This window comes from Enterococcus sp. DIV1444a (genome assembly GCF_051712125.1).
Taxonomy (GTDB): domain Bacteria; phylum Bacillota; class Bacilli; order Lactobacillales; family Enterococcaceae; genus Enterococcus; species Enterococcus faecalis.
This window is the reverse complement of the sequence record NZ_JBIOOG010000001.1, coordinates 1,321,539-1,343,269: the sequence shown is the minus strand read 5'-3', so window position 1 is coordinate 1,343,269 and position 21,731 is coordinate 1,321,539. Positions and strand designations below refer to the sequence as shown.

The following is a 21,731-nucleotide window of genomic DNA, read 5'->3' as shown; positions in this document are numbered from 1 at the left end:
TTTTACCAACCTCCTTTGCTGGTGGCATAGATTTCTGTTTCAGCAGTCGTTTCAAATTCTTCTGGAAACAAAGTCAATGCACTCTTCATTGGATTTGCGACGGATTGGCCCAAACCACAAGCTGATAATCGCGTGACATGCGTGAGCATCTTTTCCAATCGTGGCAAATCACTAGCTGTTGCCTCGTTCCGATTGAATTTACTCAATAATTCCAAAATCCTAGTTGTTCCCAATCGACAAGGGGTGCATTTACCACAGGACTCATGAGCAAAAAAGGCCGCCACGTGTACTAAATAGTCCACAACATTGACTGAATCATCCATTACTACAATTGCGCCAGAGCCGACAGATAAGTCATGGGCCCATAAATCTTCGTAAGAATACAAACAATCCGTTAACGTTGCGACAGCACCAATTGGACCGGATTGCCCACCGAAGTGAATAAATTTCAATGCTCGACCAGTTGCAGAGCCGCCACCGTATTGCTCACCATAAATTATTTCTTCTAATGGTGTTCCAAGGTTGACCTCGTATAAGCCCCGATTTTTAATATGTCCAGACAAACAAATTAGCTTTGTTCCGCCACCATCGGCAGTACCCATCTCTAAAAAGGCTTGTCCACCTTCTCGTAAAATTACCGGAACACTTGCAAATGATTCAACATTATTCACTAATGTTGGTTGCAAATATAAACCAACATCTGCTAAGTGTGGTGGTTTGACACGCGGCCGCCCCGTTTTTCCTTCAATTGAATTTAAAAGTGCTGAGTTTTCCCCACAAATATAGGCGCCAGCACCAGAAATAATCGTAATATCATAATTGAATCCTTCAATCCCTAAAATGTTTTCACCTAAAAAGCCAGCTTGTCGTGCCTTATCGAGTGCTTCTTGAAAGTTTTTTTGGATTCTGCGATATTCTCCTCGCATATAAATATAACCTGCTTTTGCTGAAAATAAATAGCCAGCAATGATCATTCCTTCAATCACACTCAATGGATCTTCAGATAAAAGTACTTTATCCTTAAAGGTCCCTGGTTCGCCTTCATCAGCATTACAAACAATGTACTTTGTGGTTCCTTTTGCCTGATAAAGATGGCGCCATTTTTTTCCTAAAGGATAGGCTGCTCCACCGCGACCTCTTAAGTGCGCAATATCCAGTTCGTTTAAAATTTCTTCATCTGATAGTGAAATTGCTCTTTTTAAACCATCAAATCCATCGTATTTACAATATTCAGCAACATCGGTCGCAGATTGCATTTTTCCCATTCTCTCTAATAACATTGGTTGGTTTCTCTTAAGCATTGACTCACCTCCTACAATCCTTCATAGCAATCATTTTGCAAATGTTGAATTAATTGATAAATTTTCTCTTCTGTTAGTTGGCTAAAAACGGTGTCCTTAATTTTAATTACTGGGCCTAAATCACAAGCCCCGATACAAGGAATACTGTGATACATAAACAAGCCATCTGGGGTCGTCTGATTCTCTGGCACTTCTAAAATGGTTTCTAAAACTTCAGCAACCATCGCCCCACCAGTATAATGACACGGCGTACTGTTACAAATCTTCAACACATACTTCGCTTGCGGTTCCGTCTTTAAAATGGCATAAAAACTGACGATTTCATAGACTCGCGCTTCTGTTAAATGCAGATGCTCTGCAACTAATTGAGCTGTTTCCTGATCGATATACCCTTCTTCTGAAGCAAATTGTAATTCAATTAAAATATTTAAAATTCGTTGTGGATCAGCATCGTTTTCTAGAATAATCGCTTCTTTTTCAATTAAGCTTAATGCACACATTCCTTTTTATTCCCCCTTTTTAGTGAAACTTGAAGTTGTTCTCCTTGATAATAGATACGCAATTCTTTTGGTATTTCAGCAGATAGCAAGCAAAAATCGGCTTTATCTATGACTTTTTTTGCTGATTCTTTTTGGCGATTCTGGTTATTCATCATAAGAAATAGTCCTGGCTGCACAACGTTACGTAACGAATTTGATTCACAAATGATTAAAGCTTGGGCCGGCACAGCTTTCAAAAATTGCTGAATAGCTTCCGCCAAATTTTCTTGAAAAACTTTCAATAGAAAAACTTTTTGACAACCTGCAGCTAATAATTTCATGGTATCTTTATTGCCAAGCGTCTGTTGCTCTTCTACTAATTCATAACCAGCTGTAATACTGGTACAAATTCCGCAGCCTTTTGTACCTCGTTGACACACCCCTCGTTGACCACTAATCGTAATAATCTTCAAGCCATAAATTGGATAGACTTCTTGGTACTGTTTAATAAGGGCTTCGGCTAATGTCGTTTTGCCACTATTTCGACCAGTAGAACCAATTTGAATCATGTTCGGCACCTCAATTGCCATAGAGTTCCTCCGTCTGAATCGTTTTCTCAACTCTTGGTTTGACAGTTGCTGGTTTTGTCATAAAGATCAATGGTACGGCCATAAAAAGGCTGCCCCCCACCGCATTGCCTAAAAATACCCATAGTGTATTCTGCAAATAATCCCACCAACTGATTGTGGTGCTTTGTGAAAAAATTGCTGCTGGAATAATAAACGCATTGGCGACCACGTGTTGAAACCCACAAACAACGAAAACCATGACAGGAAACCATAAGCCAAACATTTTACCTAAATATGATTTTGCCAACGCTCCGAGATAAACAGCTAAACAAACAAAAATATTACAGCCTATCCCTGAAACAAAAGCGACTAACGGTGGATCAGCAATTTTCGCCTGAGCAACTGCGACTGTTTTATCCAGAAATGCACCTTCAGTTAACCCAACAATATGGCCAAATAAATACGCTACGAGAAATCCGCCCAGACAATTGGTCAATAAAACAACTACCCAGTTATAACAAAGAGTTCCCACTCGAACCTTTTTCTGCAATACGCCTAATGTCATCACCATCATATTGCCAGTTGCTAACTCACCACCAACAAAAGTAAGCGCTATCAATCCGACTGGAAATAAAGAACCGCCCAGAAAATTATTAAAACTTCCCCATTCTGTGGGGGCGGTTCCAGTGATACGAATAAACGCTAAGTAACCCAGTGCAATACAAAAACCAGCCATGATGCCTAAAATACAGAGTCGAACAAACGATAATTTCCCTTTCATTTCTGCCTTATCACCTAAGCTTGCAACTATTTCTTCACTAGTGAAAAAATCCATTACGATTCCTCCTTTTTATCGATACCACTGAGACAATTCTTCTTTTCGATTGACATTTTCAAGTTGCTTCTCTTTTGATAGTTGCACCGTTTTTACAGATAGGTGCTCAAATTCTCGGCGAATCTGATAGTTATTTTGCGCAAGTTGCTTTTGAAATGTTGGTAAACAAGAACATCGATAAAAGCCAAATAATGGTTCTTGACGACCCTCAAAGTCAAAGATTGTTACTTGATTTTGTCCACGCTTAGAGGCTAACTGATACACAAGTTTAGGAGAAAAAGTTGGTATATCACAGGCAATTACAAACACTTCAGCTTTCTGAGTATAGTTCATTGCTGTCACAATCCCACCTAATGGTCCCTTTCCAAGATACATATCTTGAATGATTGTGCATTTTCTAAACGCCGTAGGAAATTTTTGACTATCATCCGTTACTAAAATAACCTCTTCGAACAGTTCCATTAACTTTTCAGCTGTTTGCAAGATCACGTATTGGCCTTGAACTTTCAGTAATGCCTTATCAAATCCCATCCGTGAACTTTTCCCGCCGCATAACAGCACTGCTGTACAATCAGCAATAATTTTCCCCACCCCTTTACCATAATTTTTATTAGTTCAAAAAAATATTTTTTAGTCATGTATTAAGTCTATTATAAGACATCCCTCGTACAAGTCAATTCCTTTTAAAAAAAAAGAACGAGAAAAAGAGTCGCTCTTTTTCTCGTTCTACCTTATTCATCTGTTTGACGTTTTATTTCTTCAATCTCAATGCGTAATGATTTTCGTTTCTCAATGGCGACATAAACCAAGCCAATCAAAAAGGGTAAAACAAAGCTACCAAATCGATACAGTAAAACAGATGCTACAGCATCAACATTGCCGACCAATGGTTTAAACAACAATAAGTAAACAAATTCAAATGGCCCAATGCCAGCAGGTGTTGGAATAACTCCTGAAAGAATAACAGCAAAACTGGTAAAGGACATCACTAATAATAAATCAATGTTCGGGTGATTTTCCACTAAAACAATGTAAGGAATAATGTACCAAAATAATAATTTAAATACGTTCCATGAAAAGATTCGGAGCAACGCTGAGCGATCTTGTGTAATTGTTTGCACAGCCGCCCGCAAGGAATAGATTTGTAAATTACAATTATCCACCCAATCTCTTAGTTTTGGTCGTTTGAACCAACGATTGGTAAACTTAACCAATAAAACTTGCAACTTTAAGCTACTAGATAAAATAAGCAATGCTGCAATTATTACTAATGTTAAAATAACACCTGCTAAAATGAATGGAATCATCTTAGGCGCATTTTCATAAAACAAGGAGAATTGAATAATCAAACCAATAATTGCTAAAAAAATCACGGCCGCTTTATACATAATCATATGTAATGCCGTTATCCCCACACTTTTAGAAACAGGAATTCCTTTTTTCTTATAAAAATAAATTTCCGAAAGCAAGGTTCCCGTGCCAAATGAAATAATCCGATAAAATGCTACATAACAAGAAGTAAAAAAACCATCTACTGTTGTAAAGTCTTTGTTAAAATAACGAGCTATTTCCTTGATTGAGCGCCCTTCTGCAAATTGATAAACTACACCAAAAAAAATAACAGCAATCAGCACTAGCCAACTCGTTTCCATCAGTTGAGCAAAAATATCACTTAATGAATTATCCATGACATAAAAGATTACGCCTAAAACGATAATCATTAACAACATATTTAAGCCAATTTTTACTTTTCCTTTCATCGCTTCTCCTTTTTTGTTCTTACTTAAACGTTAGATAGATGCAACTAATCATCACGATTACGCCAATTGAATAACACAATGCGAAAATTGGTTTTTGGGTTTTATGATGAAATTTCTTTTGTCCCATTAGCCCACCTAGACCGCCACCGACCAGTCCTATCGTCAATAAGCGGCGTTCTGGAATACGCCAGTTCCCACGTTTGGCTTGTTTTTTGTCATAACCCATCATACTAAACAATACTAAATTAATAACGAGGAAATAAATGATTACTATCCACTGAAACATTCTTTCTGGTCTCCTAACTAGTTACTGTACTAGGATACCTTGTTCTGATTCTAATTGCAAAAAAATTTTCAATGACTCATGAAACTACAACAGGAAAGTAAGCTCTCGGTTGCCCGTTTTCTTACTTTCCTATTGAGTGCCTCATTTATTTTGCATTTAATTCAACAATTTTAATAATCACATTGGTCGCTTTTTCCATGGCTTGTAATGAAACAAATTCAAAACGGCCATGCATATTTTCGCCACCAGCAAAGATATTTGGTGTTGGAATCCCTAAATAAGAAATTTTTGAGCCATCCGTTCCACCACGAACAGGTTCAATAATTGGTTGAATGGACAATTCTTCCATTGCCTGTTTAGCAATTTCGACAATGGACATATCTTTTTCAATTACTTCTCGCATATTATAGTATTGATCAAATAAGTCAACTTTGATTCGTTCTTCATCAAATGGTGCATTCAGTGTTTGTTGAATTTCTTTAATTTTAGCTTTACGTGCTTCAAAAATCTCGCGATTGTGGTCGCGAATAATATACGTCATTGTAGCTTCTTCTGGCGTTCCAGCAAACGCTGCTAAATGATAAAAGCCTTCTTCACCTGCTGTTTTTTCTGGAACTTCGTCAGCAGGTAAGGCATTATGGAAATCAATTCCTAATTGTAACGCATTAATCATTGTATTTTTCGCCGTGCCTGGATGAACGTTTTTCCCTTGAATTGTAATTTCTGCTTGCGCCGCATTAAACGTTTCAAATTGTAATTCGCCTACTGGTCCGCCATCCATTGTATAAGCAAAATCCACGTTAAATTGAGCGACATCAAATTTGTCGGCACCGACACCAATTTCTTCGTCAGGACCGAAAGCCACACGAATGGTGCCATGTTTAATTTCTGGGTGATTAATTAAATATTCCATGGCTGTCATTATTTCCGCAATACCTGATTTATCATCCGCCCCTAATAAAGTGGTACCATCGGTTGTGATAAGTGTTTCACCACGATAATTTTTTAAGTTAGGAAAGTCTTTCGTATTTAAAGTGAATTTGCCTTCTTTATCTAAAGGAATCGTTGATTCTCCGTCATAGTTCTCAACAATTTGCGGAGAAACATTCACTGCATTAAAATCAGCGGTATCCATATGGGCAATAAAGCCGATTGAACGAACGTCTTTCTCCACGTTACTAGGTAACGTAGCAATTACAAAACCATTTGTTTCGTTATAAATAACATCGCTCATTCCTAATTCTTCTAATTCTTTTTTTAAGGTTTGTGCAAAGGCTACTTGTGTTTGTGTTGATGGTGTCGTTGTGCTTGTTGCATCTGAGCGTGTTTCTGTTTTCACATAGCGTAAAAAACGAGGTAATAAATTTTCATACATAAAAGAACACTCCTTTAATCTTCATTTTTTTATTTAAAACGAAATGGGTTGGTATTCGCTTCTGATTCAAAAATGGATACAGCCCACTCATTTTCTTGTTTCCATTGATTCATTAATTCCACAAGTTTTGGCTTACAAAGCGCTTCAATGTAATGACCAGGATCGATAACTGGTAAATCTTCAGCAATCATGTCATGTGCCGTATGATAATACACATCACCAGTAATATAGACATCGGCTTGTTTACGTAATGCATCATGATAGAATTTTTCACCACTTCCACCACAAATGGCTACCCGTTGAATCATTTTAGTATCATCTTTTGCAATGACCCGCAAGCCGTCCAATTGGAAAGCTTCCTTGACTTGCTGTACAAAATCAGAGAGCCTCACAGGCTTGTCTAATACTCCAACCCGACCTAAACCAAATTCTTTTGATTGATTTTCAATGGTATAAACATCATACGCTGGTTCTTCATAAGGATGTGCCTGTAACATAGCTGCCAGAACTTGTTCTTGCTTAGTTTCAGGGAAAATCACTTCGATTTTTGCTTCTTGGACAACACTTTCTTGACCAATTTCGCCAATCGTGGGATTTGCTCCTTGTGTTGGTGTAAAACGTCCTGTTCCAATTAAAGAGTAACTTGTTTTAGAATAATCACCTTGAGCTCCAGCGCCAGCTAGACCTAAAGCTTCTCTCATTTGCGGAGCTTCATCAATTGGCACAAAAACGGCTAATTTTTTATAAGGAACAGTATGTGTTTTAGTTAAAAAGGTGGTCTGTTTAATTCCCAATAATTCACAAAACCAATCGTTTAAGCCATTATCAATAATATCCATGTTAGTATGCGCTGCGTAAACAGCAATATCGTGTTTTAATAAATCAGCGTACATTTTTTCTTGAAAATTATCTGTGGTTAATCGCTTAACTGAGCGGAAAATAGGTGGGTGTTTCGCAATAATTAAATCAACCTGCTTCTCAATTGCTTCTGCAACGACCTCAGGACGAACATCTAAGGTAACCATCACATTTTCAATTGGTTTATCTAACGTACCAATGTGCAAGCCCACAGGATCTCCCGTTTCAGCTAGCCACTCGGGACAATAGTCATTGAAGCGTCGAATCAATGTCTTACCGTTCACAGCCATTGGCCAGTACCTCCTCAATTAATTGTTGGTCTTGCTGTAGTTTCGCTTGTTTTTCAATATGTTCTCCACTTGCTTTTGCTAGTTGTGCAAGAACCGTTTTGCGCTGTTTTAATTCTCGTTGCCATTTTTTGGTAAAAACTGGTCCTTGTTTTTTAATTAAAACTGGCCCAAATAGTAATTCTTGGTCCGTATAAGAAACGGATTGCTCTTTTTTTTCGGCTACGATAATTTCGTATATTTTACGGTTTTCTTCCACGATTGTTTCATCAATAATACTGTAGTCATTTGCCACTAACCAGCGGCGTAAAGTTGGTTCACCAATATTCGGTTGTAAAACAAGGCGTTCCTTCCCTGTTAAACGATTTTTTTTGCGTCCAGCTTCTAAAATATCTCGGATTAATGTGCCGCCCATTCCACAAATACTAATGACGTCTATTTGATCTTCAGGTTCAATTGCATCTAGCCCGTTCGCTAAACGTACGATAATTTTATCCGTCAAATTGGATTTACTGACTTGGTTTTTGGCAGATTGATAAGGGCCTTCCACCACTTCCCCAGCCACAGCAAAAGAAAGTTTATTTTCTGACATTAAAGCAACTGGTAAATAAGCATGGTCTGAACCAATGTCTGCTAAGCGACTTCCTCTAGGGATTAAATCACCAACCGTTGCGAGACGTTTTGATAATTGATTTTCATTCATATTTTTGATTCCTCCGTTGCTTATTATACCATTGTCAATTGAAGATGAAAACTTAGACATTACTGCAGTCTACTGTTTTCTCTCCTTAATCATTTATAAAAAAGAACCCTCTTCAAAATCAATTCCATCACTTTGAAGAGGGCTGTCATTATTGCTATAAAGAGCATTCTCCTTATATTAATAATAGGGAAAACATTTTTAATTAGGCATTTGCCAACCAGTTTTCAACTTCTGCTAAGGCATCCGCAATACCTGCTGGATTTTTCCCACCAGCTTGAGCCATATCAGGACGACCACCGCCGCCACCGCCAACTTTTGGCGCAATTGCTTTGATTAAGTCACCGGCTTTTAAGCCTTTGCCGTTCATGTCTTCTGTCATAGCCGCTAACAAGCTTACTTTTTCATCTTGTGCAGTTGCCAGAACTAGTACATCAGACAATTCTTTTTGTTTCCATTGGTCGGCCAATTGGCGTAATTGATTCATGTCTTTAACATTGACTTGAGCGGCAATATAACGAACACCGTTGACCTCTTTGACATCTTTGAAAATGTCACCAGCTTGTTGGTTCGCTAATTTACCAGCCAATTGTTCGTTTTCTTTTTGTAGATCACGTAGTTGTTGTTGCAATTGCTCTGTTTTCGTAACCACTTCTTTTAATTGAGGTGATTTAACTAATGTAGCAATCTCTTTCAATTGACGTTCTTCTTCTTGTAAAAGTTGATACGCTTCTTTACTCGTCACTGCTTCGATACGGCGTACTCCTGCACCAATCCCAGATTCAGAAACAATTTTGAAAATCCCGATATCTTCTGTATTAGCAACGTGTGTCCCACCACATAATTCGATAGAGTAATCCCCAATATTAACTACACGGACTTCTTTGCCATATTTTTCACCAAATAACGCCATTGCGCCCATATTTTTTGCTGTATCAATATCTGTTTCAATCGTGACAACAGGAATAGCTTCCCAGATTTTTTCGTTAACGATGGCTTCCATCCGCGCTAATTCTTCTGATGTAACTTGCCCAAAATGAGTAAAGTCAAAACGTAGATGTCCCGGCGCAACTAATGAACCTGCTTGGTTGGCATGCTCCCCTAACACATCTTTTAAAGCACGATGCAATAAATGAGTTGCCGTATGATTTTTCAAAATACGTGTCCGCATCCGTTCGTCCACTTGCAATTGATAAATTTGGCCTTCAGCTAATGGCGCCAAAACTTCTACTTTGTGTAAAAATTGACCGTTTGGTGCTTTTTTCACATCCACGACGTTGGCAACTACTTCGCCAGCGGTATTTTTCACATAGCCGCGGTCAGCAATTTGTCCACCCATTTCAGCATAAAATGGTGTTTCGGCAAAAATTAATTCGGCCGTTCCTGCAGATGCTTCATTTACTAGTGCGTCACCTTGAATAATAACAAATAATTCACTATCATGTGTTAATTCTGTATAGCCAACAAATTTACTTTCTACTTTAATATCTGTTAATAATGCAGATTGAACACCCATTGAAGTTTCTTTACTGCGGGCAGAACGAGCACGCTCACGCTGTGCTTCCATTTCTGTTTCAAACCCCGCATGGTCGACTTTCAAGCCTTCATCTTCCGCAACTTCTTCCGTTAATTCTACTGGGAAGCCAAAAGTATCATAAAGTTTGAAGATAATTTTTCCATCTAATGTATCGCCTTTTGCGTCTTTAACTTCTTTAATAACCTCATTTAACATGCTTAAACCTTCATTAATAGTTTCATGGAAACGTTCTTCCTCTGTCCGAACCACTTTTTCAATGAAGTCTTTTTGTTGTAATACTTCTGGATAGTAGCTTACCATGATTTCGCCAACAACAGGGACTAATTTGTATAAAAAGGCTTCATTAATGCCTAATTTTTTCCCATGCATTACTGCACGACGTAATAAACGACGCAGCACATATCCACGACCTTCATTTGAAGGAAGCGCACCATCGCCAATTGCAAAGGACAAGGCACGAATATGGTCAGCAATCACTTTAAAGGAAACATCCGTTTGTGGTGCATCCCCATATTTCACGTTGGTTCCTAAAGCTTCTACCGCATGAATGATTGGCATAAATAAATCAGTTTCAAAGTTTGTTGGGGCATCTTGAATGATAGACACAACACGTTCCAAGCCCATCCCCGTATCAATGTTTTTATGTGGTAATGGTTCGTACGTATCTTCTGGTGTATGGTTGAATTCAGAGAAAACTAAGTTCCAAATTTCTAAATAGCGTTCATTTTCGCCACCAGGATAATTTTCTGGATCATCTTCTGGGATATCTAAAAATTCTTCGCCGCGATCATAAAAGATTTCCGTATCCGGACCACTTGGACCAGCACCAATATCCCAGAAGTTATCTTCCACATCAATAATATGGTCTTCAGATAAACCAACTTCATCACGCCAAATGCGTTTCGCTTCTGTATCTTTCGGATAAACAGTCACATATAATTTTTCTGGGTCAAAAGCAAGCCATTCAGCACCTGTTAAAAATTCCCAAGCCCAGTGAATCGCTTCATTTTTAAAATAGTCCCCAATTGAGAAGTTTCCTAACATTTCAAACATTGTATGATGACGGGCCGTTTTCCCAACATTTTCAATGTCATTTGTACGAATAGATTTTTGGGCATTCGTAATTCTTGGATTTTCTGGCACAACAGAGCCATCAAAATATTTTTTCAAAGTTGCAACACCAGAGTTAATCCATAACAAGGTTGGATCATTTACTGGTACTAAAGAAGCACTTGGTTCTACTGAATGTCCTTTAGACTTAAAGAAGTCTAAATACATTTGACGAACTTGACTACTTGTTAATTCTTTCATTGATTTTCCTACTTTCTATTAATAATTAACTATTTATGTTTTGTACCCTCTTAAGCGGCTGATTGTGAACACAAAAAACACCATTGCAGTCAAGGACGATTGCTCGCGGTACCACCTTGATTGCAATGATGTTGGATCATTACCTCTTAAGCTCTATAACGCAGAGTCGCGTTGATATTTCTATCAAGTCCATCTAAAGGGAGCAAGTAAATTTATCTGATGCCCTTCTCTCAGCAATGAACGGCTTTCTGTGATCAAAATAAGATTCCTCATATCCTTTAGCTTATAGTCAAAAGTATAAGAAAGATCTGCTGAAAAGTCAATTGTTTTCGTAGGAATGTTTCTTACTGAATTGTTTCAAACAATGTTTGCTCTAAATAAGGTAAAATTTGTTCATTTATTTGATACCCTTTCCCCCACGAGGTTGTAATAATTTCTTCATTCATGCCTGCCTCACTAAATTTTTGTTTCACTCGTTTACATACAAAAGACAGCTGCGATTTTGTCGAAGCATCTGGTTCTTTCTGCCAAAGCATGCGACAAATTTGATCACGGTCCAACCCTTCGTGGGCATGATGATACAAGATTTTTAAAAAACGTTGCTCGTTTTTTGTAAAGCGAATCTTTTTTACTTGCTCGTCAAATAGCTCGGCTGTTACTTCGGCAAAATTTTGATCGACAATGTCAATCTTTTCACGAATATCTTCCAATGAATCTTTTAGACCTAACCATCGGATAATGCCTCTTTCCTGCCAAATCTCCGCTTCACGTTTGTTACACAGCGATTGCGAACGTCGATAAATCGGTTTCTCTAATGATGTAAGACTCCCTAGCAATCTCAAACAATCATTCTGAGAAAGTGTCTCGCTTAAAACAATTGCATCAAAATAATTAAAAAAAGCTAACTCACGTTCTATAGTTTCTTCAAAACAGTTTGTACAAAAGACTTCATAATTTAAATGTTGTAATTGCTGTTGAAATGTTTGCTCAACTAAAATGTTCTTTGTTAATACCAAAATCCTTCTCATTTCTTCTTTCCTCCTAGAATTTCTTTCTACTACTAATAACTAAACGGATCAATCAAAATACGTTACCAAATTGTGTATTTCTTCCATCGATTGATTAATAAACACCTTTTTAACTTCATCTCTCTTCACTCCTTTTTTCTTTATTTTGGTGGTTATTTATATTATATTAGAAAATGAATTTTTTTGTGTGTAAAATTTTTTTATCCTCCGTAAAAAAAAATGAATTTCCTTTAGTAGCAACTATTACAGCCAGTTTTTTACCAAAAAAAGGCCCAAAACTTCCCATTTTTTGCTAAAACACACTAAAAATTCTATAAATTTATTATTATTTTCTTGAGAAAACATCAAAATGTTGGTTCTAAAGACCAACATTTTGATGTTTTTAATAAAAATCTTTACAATTAATTAGTAATTTTTTTCACTTTTAGCGATAACAGCTCTTAAAAAAGAGTTATTTTAAAAATGACTTAAATATTTATCAAAAAAAGGAGGAACTAAAATCTTTTCGATTCTAGTTCCTCACTTTTAATATTCAACATCTTTTTTAATTAGAAGAATTCTTTTTGGCTTTTCTGGCAGAACGATCTTTTTGACGACGCTCAATTTTACGTTTTTTCTTATTGTTATCTTCAATTGCCCAATTAATTTTTTTCTTGTATCCCGGTTTAATTTTTTTCTTTTTCTTTTTCACTAAACCAATTAACGTTGGGTCTAATTCTTCTCGAGATTTTTCTCGTTTTGTTCGACGATTGCGATCATACGTCTCTACAATCTCACCATTTTTAATTTCTTTTGGTTTGAAAGAAACACCTAACTGCTCAATCTGAGTAATCGCTTCATCATCTGCTGGTGAATATAATGTTATGGCAGTCCCGCTTAATCCATTACGTCCTGTGCGGCCAACTCGATGAATAAAGAAGTCTAATTCATGGGGAACTTCTGCATTGATGACATGCGAAACCCCTTCAATATCAATCCCACGCGCCGCTAAATCAGTAGCTACCACATATTGATAATCAAGATTTTGAACTTGACGCATCACACGTTTTCTTTCGCGTGGTGTGATATCTCCATGAATTTTGGCAACTTTTAGGCCCTGATCTTTTAAGTAATCAGTGATTTCATCGACTCGCTGTTTGGTATTTGCAAAAACAATTGCTAAATAAGGATGCCCGATAGTCAATAATTGATAAATGATTTGATTGCTGTTTTTTCCTTTAGTGGAAATCAACCAATTGTCAATTGTTTCTGAAATAACTGCTTTTGGTTTGATCTGTTCAATCACTGGATTTTCTAAATATTTTTTTAAAAATGGTCGTAGTTTTTCTGGAATGGTTGCAGAAAAGACGAGCATTTGTAATTTTTCTGGCAAACGACCAGCAATTTGATCGACTTCTGCTAAAAAGCCCATATCTAGTGTCATATCTGCTTCATCGACAACAAAGGCAAAAGCCGTATGCACTTTCAAGGCTTGCTCATTCATCATATCTAAAATTCGCCCTGGTGTACCAATCACCACATGAGGTTGCTGATGCTTTAATTTATTTAATTGCCGTTGTTTATCTGTTCCGCCAACAAAATTTGACACTCGAATTTCTGGTTGACTGAAACGAGCCAGTTGCTGCGCTTCTTGATAAATTTGATTGGCTAATTCACGACTAGGCGCAGTAATCACAATTTGCACTTCGTTGATGGTTGGCTTAACTTTATCAAGTAATGGAATTAAAAAAGTATGCGTTTTTCCACTTCCTGTTTGTGATTGTCCAATGACACTTTTCCCCTTCTTAATGATTGGGATTAATTTTTCTTGGACTTCTGTTGGTTCTTCAAACCCTTTTTCTGCGAGTGCTTCGTTAATAAAAGGTTGAAATTGAAATTGTTTAAATGAAGGCACTTGCCTCACCTCTTCTCGTTAAATTCTTTATGCACTTTGGCATTATAACACAAAAACAACTTTTACTCACCTGCTGATTCCTTTGTTTTCGCAACTTCTAATGTACTGACTGTATAAGTATGGCTGGCTTTTTCATAAAACAAACGACGTTTTTTACGAATCAAGGTAACCAAAACGTTGACCAAAAATAGTAAATATAAAATTAAACAGAACAAATACAAGAGTAATGACACCATTTGCAACATCCGATTAGAAGAATTCAATAAATCAGTGGCATTAGCTAGATAAATACTAATGAAGCCATACACAAAATACAAATAACCGTAGCGAACAAACAAGGCTTTTAAACGAATTTTTTCATGTCCTGTTTCAACCACCCGAATGCGAACTACTTTTTTACCTAACGTTTGACCATTAGTTAGTTTCATCATGACAATAAAGACCGCAAAAACCATGATAAAGAACCACATCCGATCTGAAAAAATTGGATAATTAGTTGCCCAATTTTTATAAGCTGGAATAAAATTTAATCCAAAAACGAGCAAGCCTTGTACAAAGCCAATCGCCAACCAATCAATCCCCCAAGCTAAGAAACGTCTTAACAGGCTAACTGTCTGCCCTTTTTCATAAGAGGTGGCATCAATTTCTTCTCGTGTTGGCAATAAAAAGGTAAAGAGCGGCGTCAACCAATACCCAACCATTCCTCCGACGGTATTATTAATTAAATCATTGACATCCGCCAAGCGATACGAACGTGGGTAAATAAAATAAAGACCAGATAACTGTGTTAATTCAAAAAATAATGACAATAAAAAACTAGCAAGAACTGTTTTTAAAAATGAGCATTTGAAATAATACCGTAAATACACACCAAAAGGTAAAACTAATAAAACATTAAACAGTGGTTCTAAAACGGCATGCTGTTTTAATGCTGGTAAATACGTACTAGGATCTTTGAGCGAAAAAACGGTTTCGTTTAAAATACCTGAAATAAAATGAAAAGGCCGCAATTCCATTGTTGGTCCTGTGTATTGAGCCACTTCTGCCCGAGATGGCAACGGTAAAATCACCAAGAAATAGGCACATAATAAATAAAAAACAAATGAATACAAAATCATTGCTCGTGTCCAAACAAATGAACCATATTTGCGGTATTCATAGATTAATAATGCCCCAGAAATAAAAAATGCTAGAAACGGGAAAATAATGATTGCCCATTTAATTGGTTCGCTATATACTGCCATAAAAATTCCTCCAAGATATACAATTTCAAGTATCAATGCCTCAATAACACTATACTTGTTTCTAAAAAAATGTACCAACAATAAATTTTATTTTGCAAATCATCTCCTTTGCAGTATCATTAAGAAAAAGGAGGACGTTCTCATGTTACAGCCATATTTTGCATTTGGAGTGCCGCTATTCTTACTTGTACTCTACTTATTCTTTGCACTGATTCACCGTCAAACAACGATTCATTATTTACGGTTTATTTTGCTACTTATTTCAACATTTCTGATGGTTTTTAGTTTCCAAGTATTGCAAGAATCATGGACCATCAATCCTGAAACGTTAAAAGATGCCGCTTATTCTCCGCAATGGTTATGGATTCCTTTAGGTATCGGATTAATCCTCACTATTTACAACGCTTGGCACGGCCTTCGTACAATGATAAAATACAAGACCGATAAACATTAGTAAGAGTCTAGGACGATGGTTGTGTCCTAGACTCTTACTGTCTCATCATTCAAATGAAATTTAATTTTTCTTAACAAACTCAGATTTTAACTTCATTGGACCAAAGCCATCTACCTTACAGTCGATGTTATGATCGCCTTCCACTAAACGAATGTTTTTCACTTTTGTGCCTTGTTTAATTGCTCCGCTAGCACCTTTGACTTTCAAATCTTTGATTACAGTAACACTGTCACCATCCGCTAAAAGATTGCCATTTGAATCCTTGACTACTAAGCCTTCTTCTGCAACTTCTTCCGTTGGTGACCATTCATGACCGCATTCTGGACAAATAAATAGTCCGCGATCTTCATAGGCATATGCCGACCCACATTCAGGGCAGTTTGGTAATTGCTCTGTCATTAACGTTCTCCTTTGTAAAAAATAATTCTTTTTCATTTTACCTTATTTTCTAGTGAATGAAAAGTAGTCCTAATGATTTATCAACGACAGATAAGTACTTTCTAATTACTGATTTATTTTGGGGCCCACTCTTGGCAAGCTGCCTGGATTTCTTGGTAAATCACTTCAATTTCTGCTACATCATGTGCATTAGCACCACTTGCCAAAGGATGGCCGCCGCCATGATGCTTTTTGGCAATTGTATTAATGATTGGTCCTTTGGAACGTAATCGAACGCGATAATAACCTTCTGGCTGTTCAACAAAGATTGCCCATGAGAGAACATCTTCAATTTTTCCTGGCATTGAAACAATGGCTGCCGTTTCAGAATCGACAATATCATAACTGTTTAAAATACTTTGTGGTAAAACGACACGAGCAGCGCCATTTGCGTCGATTTCTAAATTTTGATAAATATAACCCGCTAATTTAGCAACCTTTAAAGGCATTTGGTCTAACTCACGATTTAAGTCTGCGGCATTAAAGTTAAACGTACGCAATTGCGCAGCGACAGCGAGTGTATGCGCCGAAGTGGAAGGATAAAGAAAACGCCCTGTATCCCCCACAATCCCAGCATACAATAAACGAGCTGCATTATCTGTCATCGTTAATTCTGCTAAATGCTGTTGCCAAAAATCAACAATAATTTCACTACAACTACTTGCATTTGTATTCACCCAAACTAAATCTCCATAGGGTTCATCATTCGGATGATGATCGATTTTAATTAATTGATCGCCTAAAGAAAAACGCGCATCACTAATTCGTGGAGCATTTGCAGTATCTGTTACAATGACTAATGCACCTCGATAGACATCGTCAGTAATAACGTCCATTTCAGCTAAAAACTCTAAGCCTTCCACTGGTCCGCCTACTTGATAAATATTTTTTTCAGGAAAGCTCGCTCTTAAGAGTTCTGCTAACCCAACCTGTGAGCCAATCGCATCTGGGTCGGGCCTTTGATGTCTATGAATAATAATTGTTTCATATTGTTTAATTGCTGCCATAATTTCTTTTACTACGTCCATTCTTTGTAGCCTCCTACGTTCTCTCCATCACTTGGCAAACAACAATTGCTTTTGCCACAATGACATTTTCTAAATAAACTTCAATATCTAATTTTGCAGAGCGACGACCAATTTCTAAAATCCGTGGACGAATGTCCAATTCACTTTCCAACTGGATTAGCCGCAAATAATGTAGATTCACTTGTTCAATTAGTACATTTCTTTTTTGATTCATCAACATTGTTCGTTGTGTCACGTTAGAAATAATTTCACTTAGGACACCAAACGAGATGGTACCAACACTGTTAACCATTTGGGGCGCAACCGAAAAACGAAAACGGGTTGTTTCTTTGCCATTTTCTTCAACAGGCATCACTTCCCCGGAAATTTGATCTGAAATTGTATCTGCAATTTGTGGTTGTCGTTGCACCAATTGCATGGCTTTCATCACATCTTGGCGAGAAACAATTCCAACAAGCGCTAAATCATCTTCTACCACCGGCATGACTTCTAGACCATCCCAAATCATTTGATGACTGACACTCGCCACACTCATCATCTTTTTCACAACATTGGGGTCCTTTGTCATGACTTTATCCACGGTTAAATGTTCACTTTTACCAATGACATCTTTGGCTGTGACAATCCCCACTAAACGTAATTTCTTATTTACTACTGGGAAACGAGAATGATGGGTACTTTCAGATAATGCCTGATAATCTGCAATCGTTTGAGTTGTCAACAAATAATTGGTTTTTTCAAGCGCTGTATAAATATCACTGACGAGTAAAATGTCTTTTTTAATCAGCTGATCACTTAAAGCACGGTTAATCATAGTAGCCACAGTAAATGTATCATATGTGGTTCTCAAGACAGGCATACCCAGACGATCTGCTAACTGCGCAATCTCTTCAGATGTTTCAAATCCACCTGTAATTAAAACGGCTGCCCCATTTTCTAAAGCAAGCTTTTGCACACCTTGGCGGTTACCAACAATCATTAAGGATCCGGGAGTAATATATCGCGTCATCGCGGTTTCTGTCATCGCACCAATTACAAATTTATTAAGGACTTTGTCTAGACCAGAGCTACCGCCTAACACATCTCCTTCAATAATCCGGACCACTTCACCAAATGTTAATTTTTCAATATGTTTTTTTAACTTCCGCTCAATTCGTATCGTACCAACACGTTGAATGGTGGAAACAAGCCCAATATTTTCTGCATCTTTGATGGCCCGATACGCTGTTCCTTCACTAACACTTAAACTTTTGGCAATGCTTCGAACAGAGATTCGATCGCCAATCGGTAATTCTTCAATATGTTTTAAAATTTGATCATGTTTCGTCGCCATAATTTCCTCCTAAACTAGGATCGTCTCTCCTGGGTTTAATACTTTCCCGCCAACTACTTGTTCTACGAATATTGCTGGATTTTGTTGGATAACAGGAAAGGTATTGTAATGAATTGGAATGGTTATTTTGGGATTTAAGTAAGAGACTGCTTGTAGCGCATCCTCTGGTCCCATCGTATAATTATCGCCAATTGGTAAGAACGCTACATCAATGGATTGGTCTTTTGCAAAAAGGCGCATATCTGAAAACAACGCCGTATCACCAGCGTGATAAATTTTTTTATCTTCTGCTTCTAAAATAATCCCACTTGCTTCGCCCATGTAAGTCATTACGCCGTCAATTTCATAACCGGAACTATGCAAAGCTGGTACAAATTTAACCGAACCAAAAGGAAAGACACAGCGCCCACCTAGATTCATTCCATGCGCTTTTACCCCTTGCGACTGCGCATACGTAGCCACTTCAGCTATCGCAATAATCGTTGCCTTGTTGGCTTGAGCAATTGCTAGCATATCGCCAATATGATCGCTGTGTCCATGAGTGATTAAGATGTAATCAGGGTGTAAATCTGCAAGTGAAACGTCCGCTAAAGGGTTGCCATTAATAAAAGGATCAAATAAAAGGTTCGTGCCGTCATTTAGACGAATTTCAATACATGAATGTCCATGTCCTATCAGTTCCATTTGTATTCCTCCTACGGTATTTTCTACACAATCTTATGATAATTAATCGTCAAATTCATTCTTAAAAGTAATACAGTTTAGTACAGTTTACTTTCTTTATTGTAACAGAGAATTAGAAATATACAATCGCATTTGCTTATTTTCTTAGCTAGTAAAGAAACAGACGAGAAAAATCATGAATCTTTCTCGTCTGTTTCTTTTTACTTATTTGGTTGTTTTCCGAAAACGTAAAATCGTTAATATAAAGGCCGCTACACATAATAGAAAGGCGACAAAAAAGGTTTCACGCATTCCCACAATAAATATATCTGGGCGATTAGCCAGATACGTGGTCACTCTTTCACCATATGCTTCACTCATGCCACGATATAAAATGGTCGTTGACAACGCAATCCCAATGACCATCCCTAAGTTTCTAGCAAAAGAATTCATACTTCCTGCTACACCTAAGTCTTGCTTTTCAACACTGCTCATAACCATTGTATTGTTTGGAGACTGGAAAAGTGCATTTCCTAATCCCATAATGGCTGTTGCAATCACATAATACCAGATAGGCGAATTCATATCTAAAAACATATACATTAACGACGTACAGCACAAAAGCAACAAGCCGCCAAACGTTAAAATACCTGGGCCAATTTTATCCGTCAAATAGCCACTCAGAGGAGCCCCAACCACCATTAATAACGGAAATACCATCATTAATAGACCAGCATAACTAGCACTTAGTTTGCGTGCATCCTGCAAATAAAATGGAATGACAACATTTACAAAAAAGTTTGAGGCAAAAATTAAAACGGCGGACAATAAACTTAAAGTAAAAATTTTGTTTTTAAAAATTGCGAACTTAATAAGTGGGCTTTTTCTTTTCCGTTCAACCATTATAAATAATCCTAGTGCGATTACTGCAATAATGAACAATAAATAGGATTGTACCGAGCCAAATCCGCTCTCTTGTCCGAGGAAAATCCCGCCGAAGAACGTCATAATCGCAATGGCAATACAAGCAAATCCTGGAAAATCGATTTTTTCTTTTGTTTTTGTAATATCTTTTGGTAGAAACTTTTCACCGATTAAAATTGTAATTAGCCCCACGGGAACATTAATCCAAAAAATATAAGACCAAGAAAAGTTTGATAAAATCAACCCACCAATCCCAGGACCAGCAATCGCTCCTAAAGAGACAAAGGCACCTACTGCACCGAGCGCCCGCCCTCTTTCCTTCAGAGGGAATACTTCCGTAATAATTCCTGAATTGGTCGCCATGGTCATGCTAGCACCAATACTTTGAACGACTCGCGCAAATAGTAGAAAGCTCAGTGATTGATTAAAGCCACAAAGTAACGAACCAATCGTAAAAATAACCGTGCCAATTCGATAAACTTTTATTTTTCCAAAACTGTCGCCAATTTTTCCAAATAATAATAAACAAGCACAGACAACCATTAAATAGATAGATACGACCCATTCCGCTTGATTCATGGGTACGAACATTTCTTTTGAAATTGTCGGTAAAGCAATATTTACAATACTGGAATCTAAGGTAGACATGAAGGTAAACATAGCCACAGAAACTAAGATCCACCAACGATTTTTCTGTACTTCAGAATCCTCTTGGTAACTTTTAATTTTCTCCATTGATTCATCCCCTCTCGCTCCAAAGCAATTTACTTACTAATAATAACTCTATTTCTGCTTTTTTTCATCGGAAATTTTCTAAAAAATCACTCATGAGATGTTCACCTTCTTATTACACGCTCGCAATTGACAACCCTTCGCTTTTACGCTAATTTAAAATTAACAAACGGAAAACGCAAGGAGGACTTGAAATGACCTTAATTTCTCGCATTAAACAATTAGCTCAGTCAAAGCAATTAACCCTCGCCCAATTAGAAAGAAACGTCGGTATTTCCAATGGACAAATTCGTCGCTGGGATACCTCTTCACCTAAAGTAGAGAATCTTTTAAAAATAGCAGACTATTTTTCTGTTTCCTTAGACTATTTAATGGGCCGCACCCAACAAACAGAGATTAATCATCAGGCACCTATTACCAACATACAAAAAGAGTTACATATTCAGATTACTACGGAAGGCTTAACGGAGGAAGAAATTACTCAGTTAGAGGAAGAAGCAAATCGTTTCTTGCGGTTTCGTAAATTTGAAATGACCAATCCTTAAATAATACGACAGTCAGCGGCTCTGTGTTGTTTGTACTTATTAATTTATTCAGCCACTAGCATATTCATTGTAATAAACCAAATAAAGGCCAGAAGGAGACACTTTCTGGCCTTTATTTGGTTTATCTTCTTTATTTATCCTTACTTATAA

General features: G+C 37.3%; 21 protein-coding genes. 2 read left to right on the top strand and 19 right to left on the bottom strand.

Features of this window, described 5'->3' with window-relative positions:
• Window positions 1-2: 2 nt before the first annotated feature.
• The 14 genes from IGI87_RS06645 to IGI87_RS06580 form a co-directional block, all read right to left on the bottom strand.
• The gene (locus tag IGI87_RS06645; RefSeq protein ID WP_438736504.1) at window positions 3-1,301 is read right to left on the bottom strand and encodes a complex I 51 kDa subunit family protein; all 1,299 of its coding nucleotides are present in this window, start codon (window positions 1,299-1,301) and stop codon (window positions 3-5) included.
• Window positions 1,302-1,312: 11 nt separating this feature from the next.
• Entirely contained in the window at window positions 1,313-1,801 is a 489-nt protein-coding gene (locus IGI87_RS06640; protein ID WP_104854996.1) for an NADH-quinone oxidoreductase subunit NuoE family protein, read from the bottom strand.
• Window positions 1,789-2,370: a hypothetical protein gene (locus IGI87_RS06635; protein WP_317095339.1), complete on the bottom strand. Its 582-nt coding sequence runs from the start codon at window positions 2,368-2,370 to the stop codon at window positions 1,789-1,791. The genes IGI87_RS06640 and IGI87_RS06635 overlap by 13 nt, the downstream gene beginning before the upstream one ends.
• Window positions 2,360-3,184 (bottom strand): formate/nitrite transporter family protein, encoded by an 825-nt coding sequence (locus tag IGI87_RS06630; RefSeq protein WP_104854995.1) that lies wholly within the window; start codon window positions 3,182-3,184, stop codon window positions 2,360-2,362. Before IGI87_RS06630 ends, IGI87_RS06635 begins: the two co-directional genes overlap by 11 nt.
• Before the next feature lie 15 nt (window positions 3,185-3,199).
• Window positions 3,200-3,775, bottom strand: coding sequence for a molybdenum cofactor guanylyltransferase (gene mobA, locus IGI87_RS06625; protein ID WP_162782461.1), 576 nt, complete (start codon window positions 3,773-3,775; stop codon window positions 3,200-3,202).
• Window positions 3,776-3,915: 140 nt separating this feature from the next.
• Entirely contained in the window at window positions 3,916-4,944 is a 1,029-nt protein-coding gene (locus tag IGI87_RS06620; protein WP_438736503.1) for a lysylphosphatidylglycerol synthase transmembrane domain-containing protein, read from the bottom strand.
• A gap of 19 nt (window positions 4,945-4,963) precedes the next feature.
• Window positions 4,964-5,230, bottom strand: a complete 267-nt coding sequence (locus tag IGI87_RS06615; protein ID WP_438736502.1) for a DUF1294 domain-containing protein — start codon at window positions 5,228-5,230, stop codon at window positions 4,964-4,966.
• Between the two features lie 145 nt (window positions 5,231-5,375).
• Window positions 5,376-6,605, bottom strand: coding sequence for a peptidase T (gene pepT, locus IGI87_RS06610; protein WP_113793927.1), 1,230 nt, complete (start codon window positions 6,603-6,605; stop codon window positions 5,376-5,378).
• A 29-nt stretch (window positions 6,606-6,634) separates the two neighbouring features.
• Window positions 6,635-7,753 (bottom strand): Nif3-like dinuclear metal center hexameric protein, encoded by a 1,119-nt coding sequence (locus IGI87_RS06605; protein WP_438736501.1) that lies wholly within the window; start codon window positions 7,751-7,753, stop codon window positions 6,635-6,637.
• Window positions 7,737-8,453, bottom strand: a complete 717-nt coding sequence (locus tag IGI87_RS06600; protein ID WP_438736500.1) for a tRNA (adenine(22)-N(1))-methyltransferase — start codon at window positions 8,451-8,453, stop codon at window positions 7,737-7,739. Before IGI87_RS06600 ends, IGI87_RS06605 begins: the two co-directional genes overlap by 17 nt.
• A 202-nt stretch (window positions 8,454-8,655) precedes the next feature.
• Window positions 8,656-11,298: an alanine--tRNA ligase gene (alaS, locus tag IGI87_RS06595; RefSeq protein ID WP_438736499.1), complete on the bottom strand. Its 2,643-nt coding sequence runs from the start codon at window positions 11,296-11,298 to the stop codon at window positions 8,656-8,658.
• A gap of 344 nt (window positions 11,299-11,642) precedes the next feature.
• Window positions 11,643-12,326 (bottom strand): helix-turn-helix domain-containing protein, encoded by a 684-nt coding sequence (locus IGI87_RS06590; protein ID WP_104854988.1) that lies wholly within the window; start codon window positions 12,324-12,326, stop codon window positions 11,643-11,645.
• Window positions 12,327-12,870: 544 nt separating this feature from the next.
• On the bottom strand, window positions 12,871-14,229 hold the full coding sequence (locus tag IGI87_RS06585) for a DEAD/DEAH box helicase (RefSeq protein ID WP_407057402.1): 1,359 nt from the start codon (window positions 14,227-14,229) through the stop codon (window positions 12,871-12,873).
• Between the two features lie 53 nt (window positions 14,230-14,282).
• The gene (locus IGI87_RS06580) at window positions 14,283-15,464 is read right to left on the bottom strand and encodes a VanZ family protein (protein WP_113793922.1); all 1,182 of its coding nucleotides are present in this window, start codon (window positions 15,462-15,464) and stop codon (window positions 14,283-14,285) included.
• Window positions 15,465-15,519: 55 nt separating this feature from the next.
• Between IGI87_RS06580 and IGI87_RS06575 the strand changes: the two genes are divergently transcribed.
• Window positions 15,520-15,918 carry a hypothetical protein gene (locus IGI87_RS06575; RefSeq protein WP_280210394.1) on the top strand — a complete coding sequence of 133 codons (399 nt, stop codon included), beginning with the start codon at window positions 15,520-15,522 and terminating at the stop codon, window positions 15,916-15,918.
• Between the two features lie 60 nt (window positions 15,919-15,978).
• Here IGI87_RS06575 and IGI87_RS06570 read toward each other — a convergent pair whose 3' ends face one another.
• From IGI87_RS06570 to IGI87_RS06550, 5 genes are all read right to left on the bottom strand, one after another.
• Window positions 15,979-16,317: a zinc ribbon domain-containing protein YjdM gene (locus tag IGI87_RS06570; protein WP_002357741.1), complete on the bottom strand. Its 339-nt coding sequence runs from the start codon at window positions 16,315-16,317 to the stop codon at window positions 15,979-15,981.
• Window positions 16,318-16,430: 113 nt separating this feature from the next.
• Entirely contained in the window at window positions 16,431-17,384 is a 954-nt protein-coding gene (locus IGI87_RS06565) for a DHH family phosphoesterase (RefSeq protein WP_317095357.1), read from the bottom strand.
• A 13-nt stretch (window positions 17,385-17,397) separates the two neighbouring features.
• Window positions 17,398-18,717, bottom strand: a complete 1,320-nt coding sequence (locus IGI87_RS06560; protein WP_002357743.1) for a DRTGG domain-containing protein — start codon at window positions 18,715-18,717, stop codon at window positions 17,398-17,400.
• 9 nt (window positions 18,718-18,726) lie between these two features.
• Entirely contained in the window at window positions 18,727-19,401 is a 675-nt protein-coding gene (locus IGI87_RS06555; RefSeq protein WP_438736498.1) for a metal-dependent hydrolase, read from the bottom strand.
• A gap of 204 nt (window positions 19,402-19,605) precedes the next feature.
• Window positions 19,606-21,039, bottom strand: a complete 1,434-nt coding sequence (locus IGI87_RS06550; RefSeq protein WP_104854982.1) for an MFS transporter — start codon at window positions 21,037-21,039, stop codon at window positions 19,606-19,608.
• 191 nt (window positions 21,040-21,230) lie between these two features.
• On the opposite strand from IGI87_RS06550, the gene IGI87_RS06545 reads away from it, so the two are divergent.
• Window positions 21,231-21,581: a helix-turn-helix domain-containing protein gene (locus tag IGI87_RS06545; protein ID WP_104854981.1), complete on the top strand. Its 351-nt coding sequence runs from the start codon at window positions 21,231-21,233 to the stop codon at window positions 21,579-21,581.
• The last annotated feature ends 150 nt before the right edge of the window (window positions 21,582-21,731 follow it).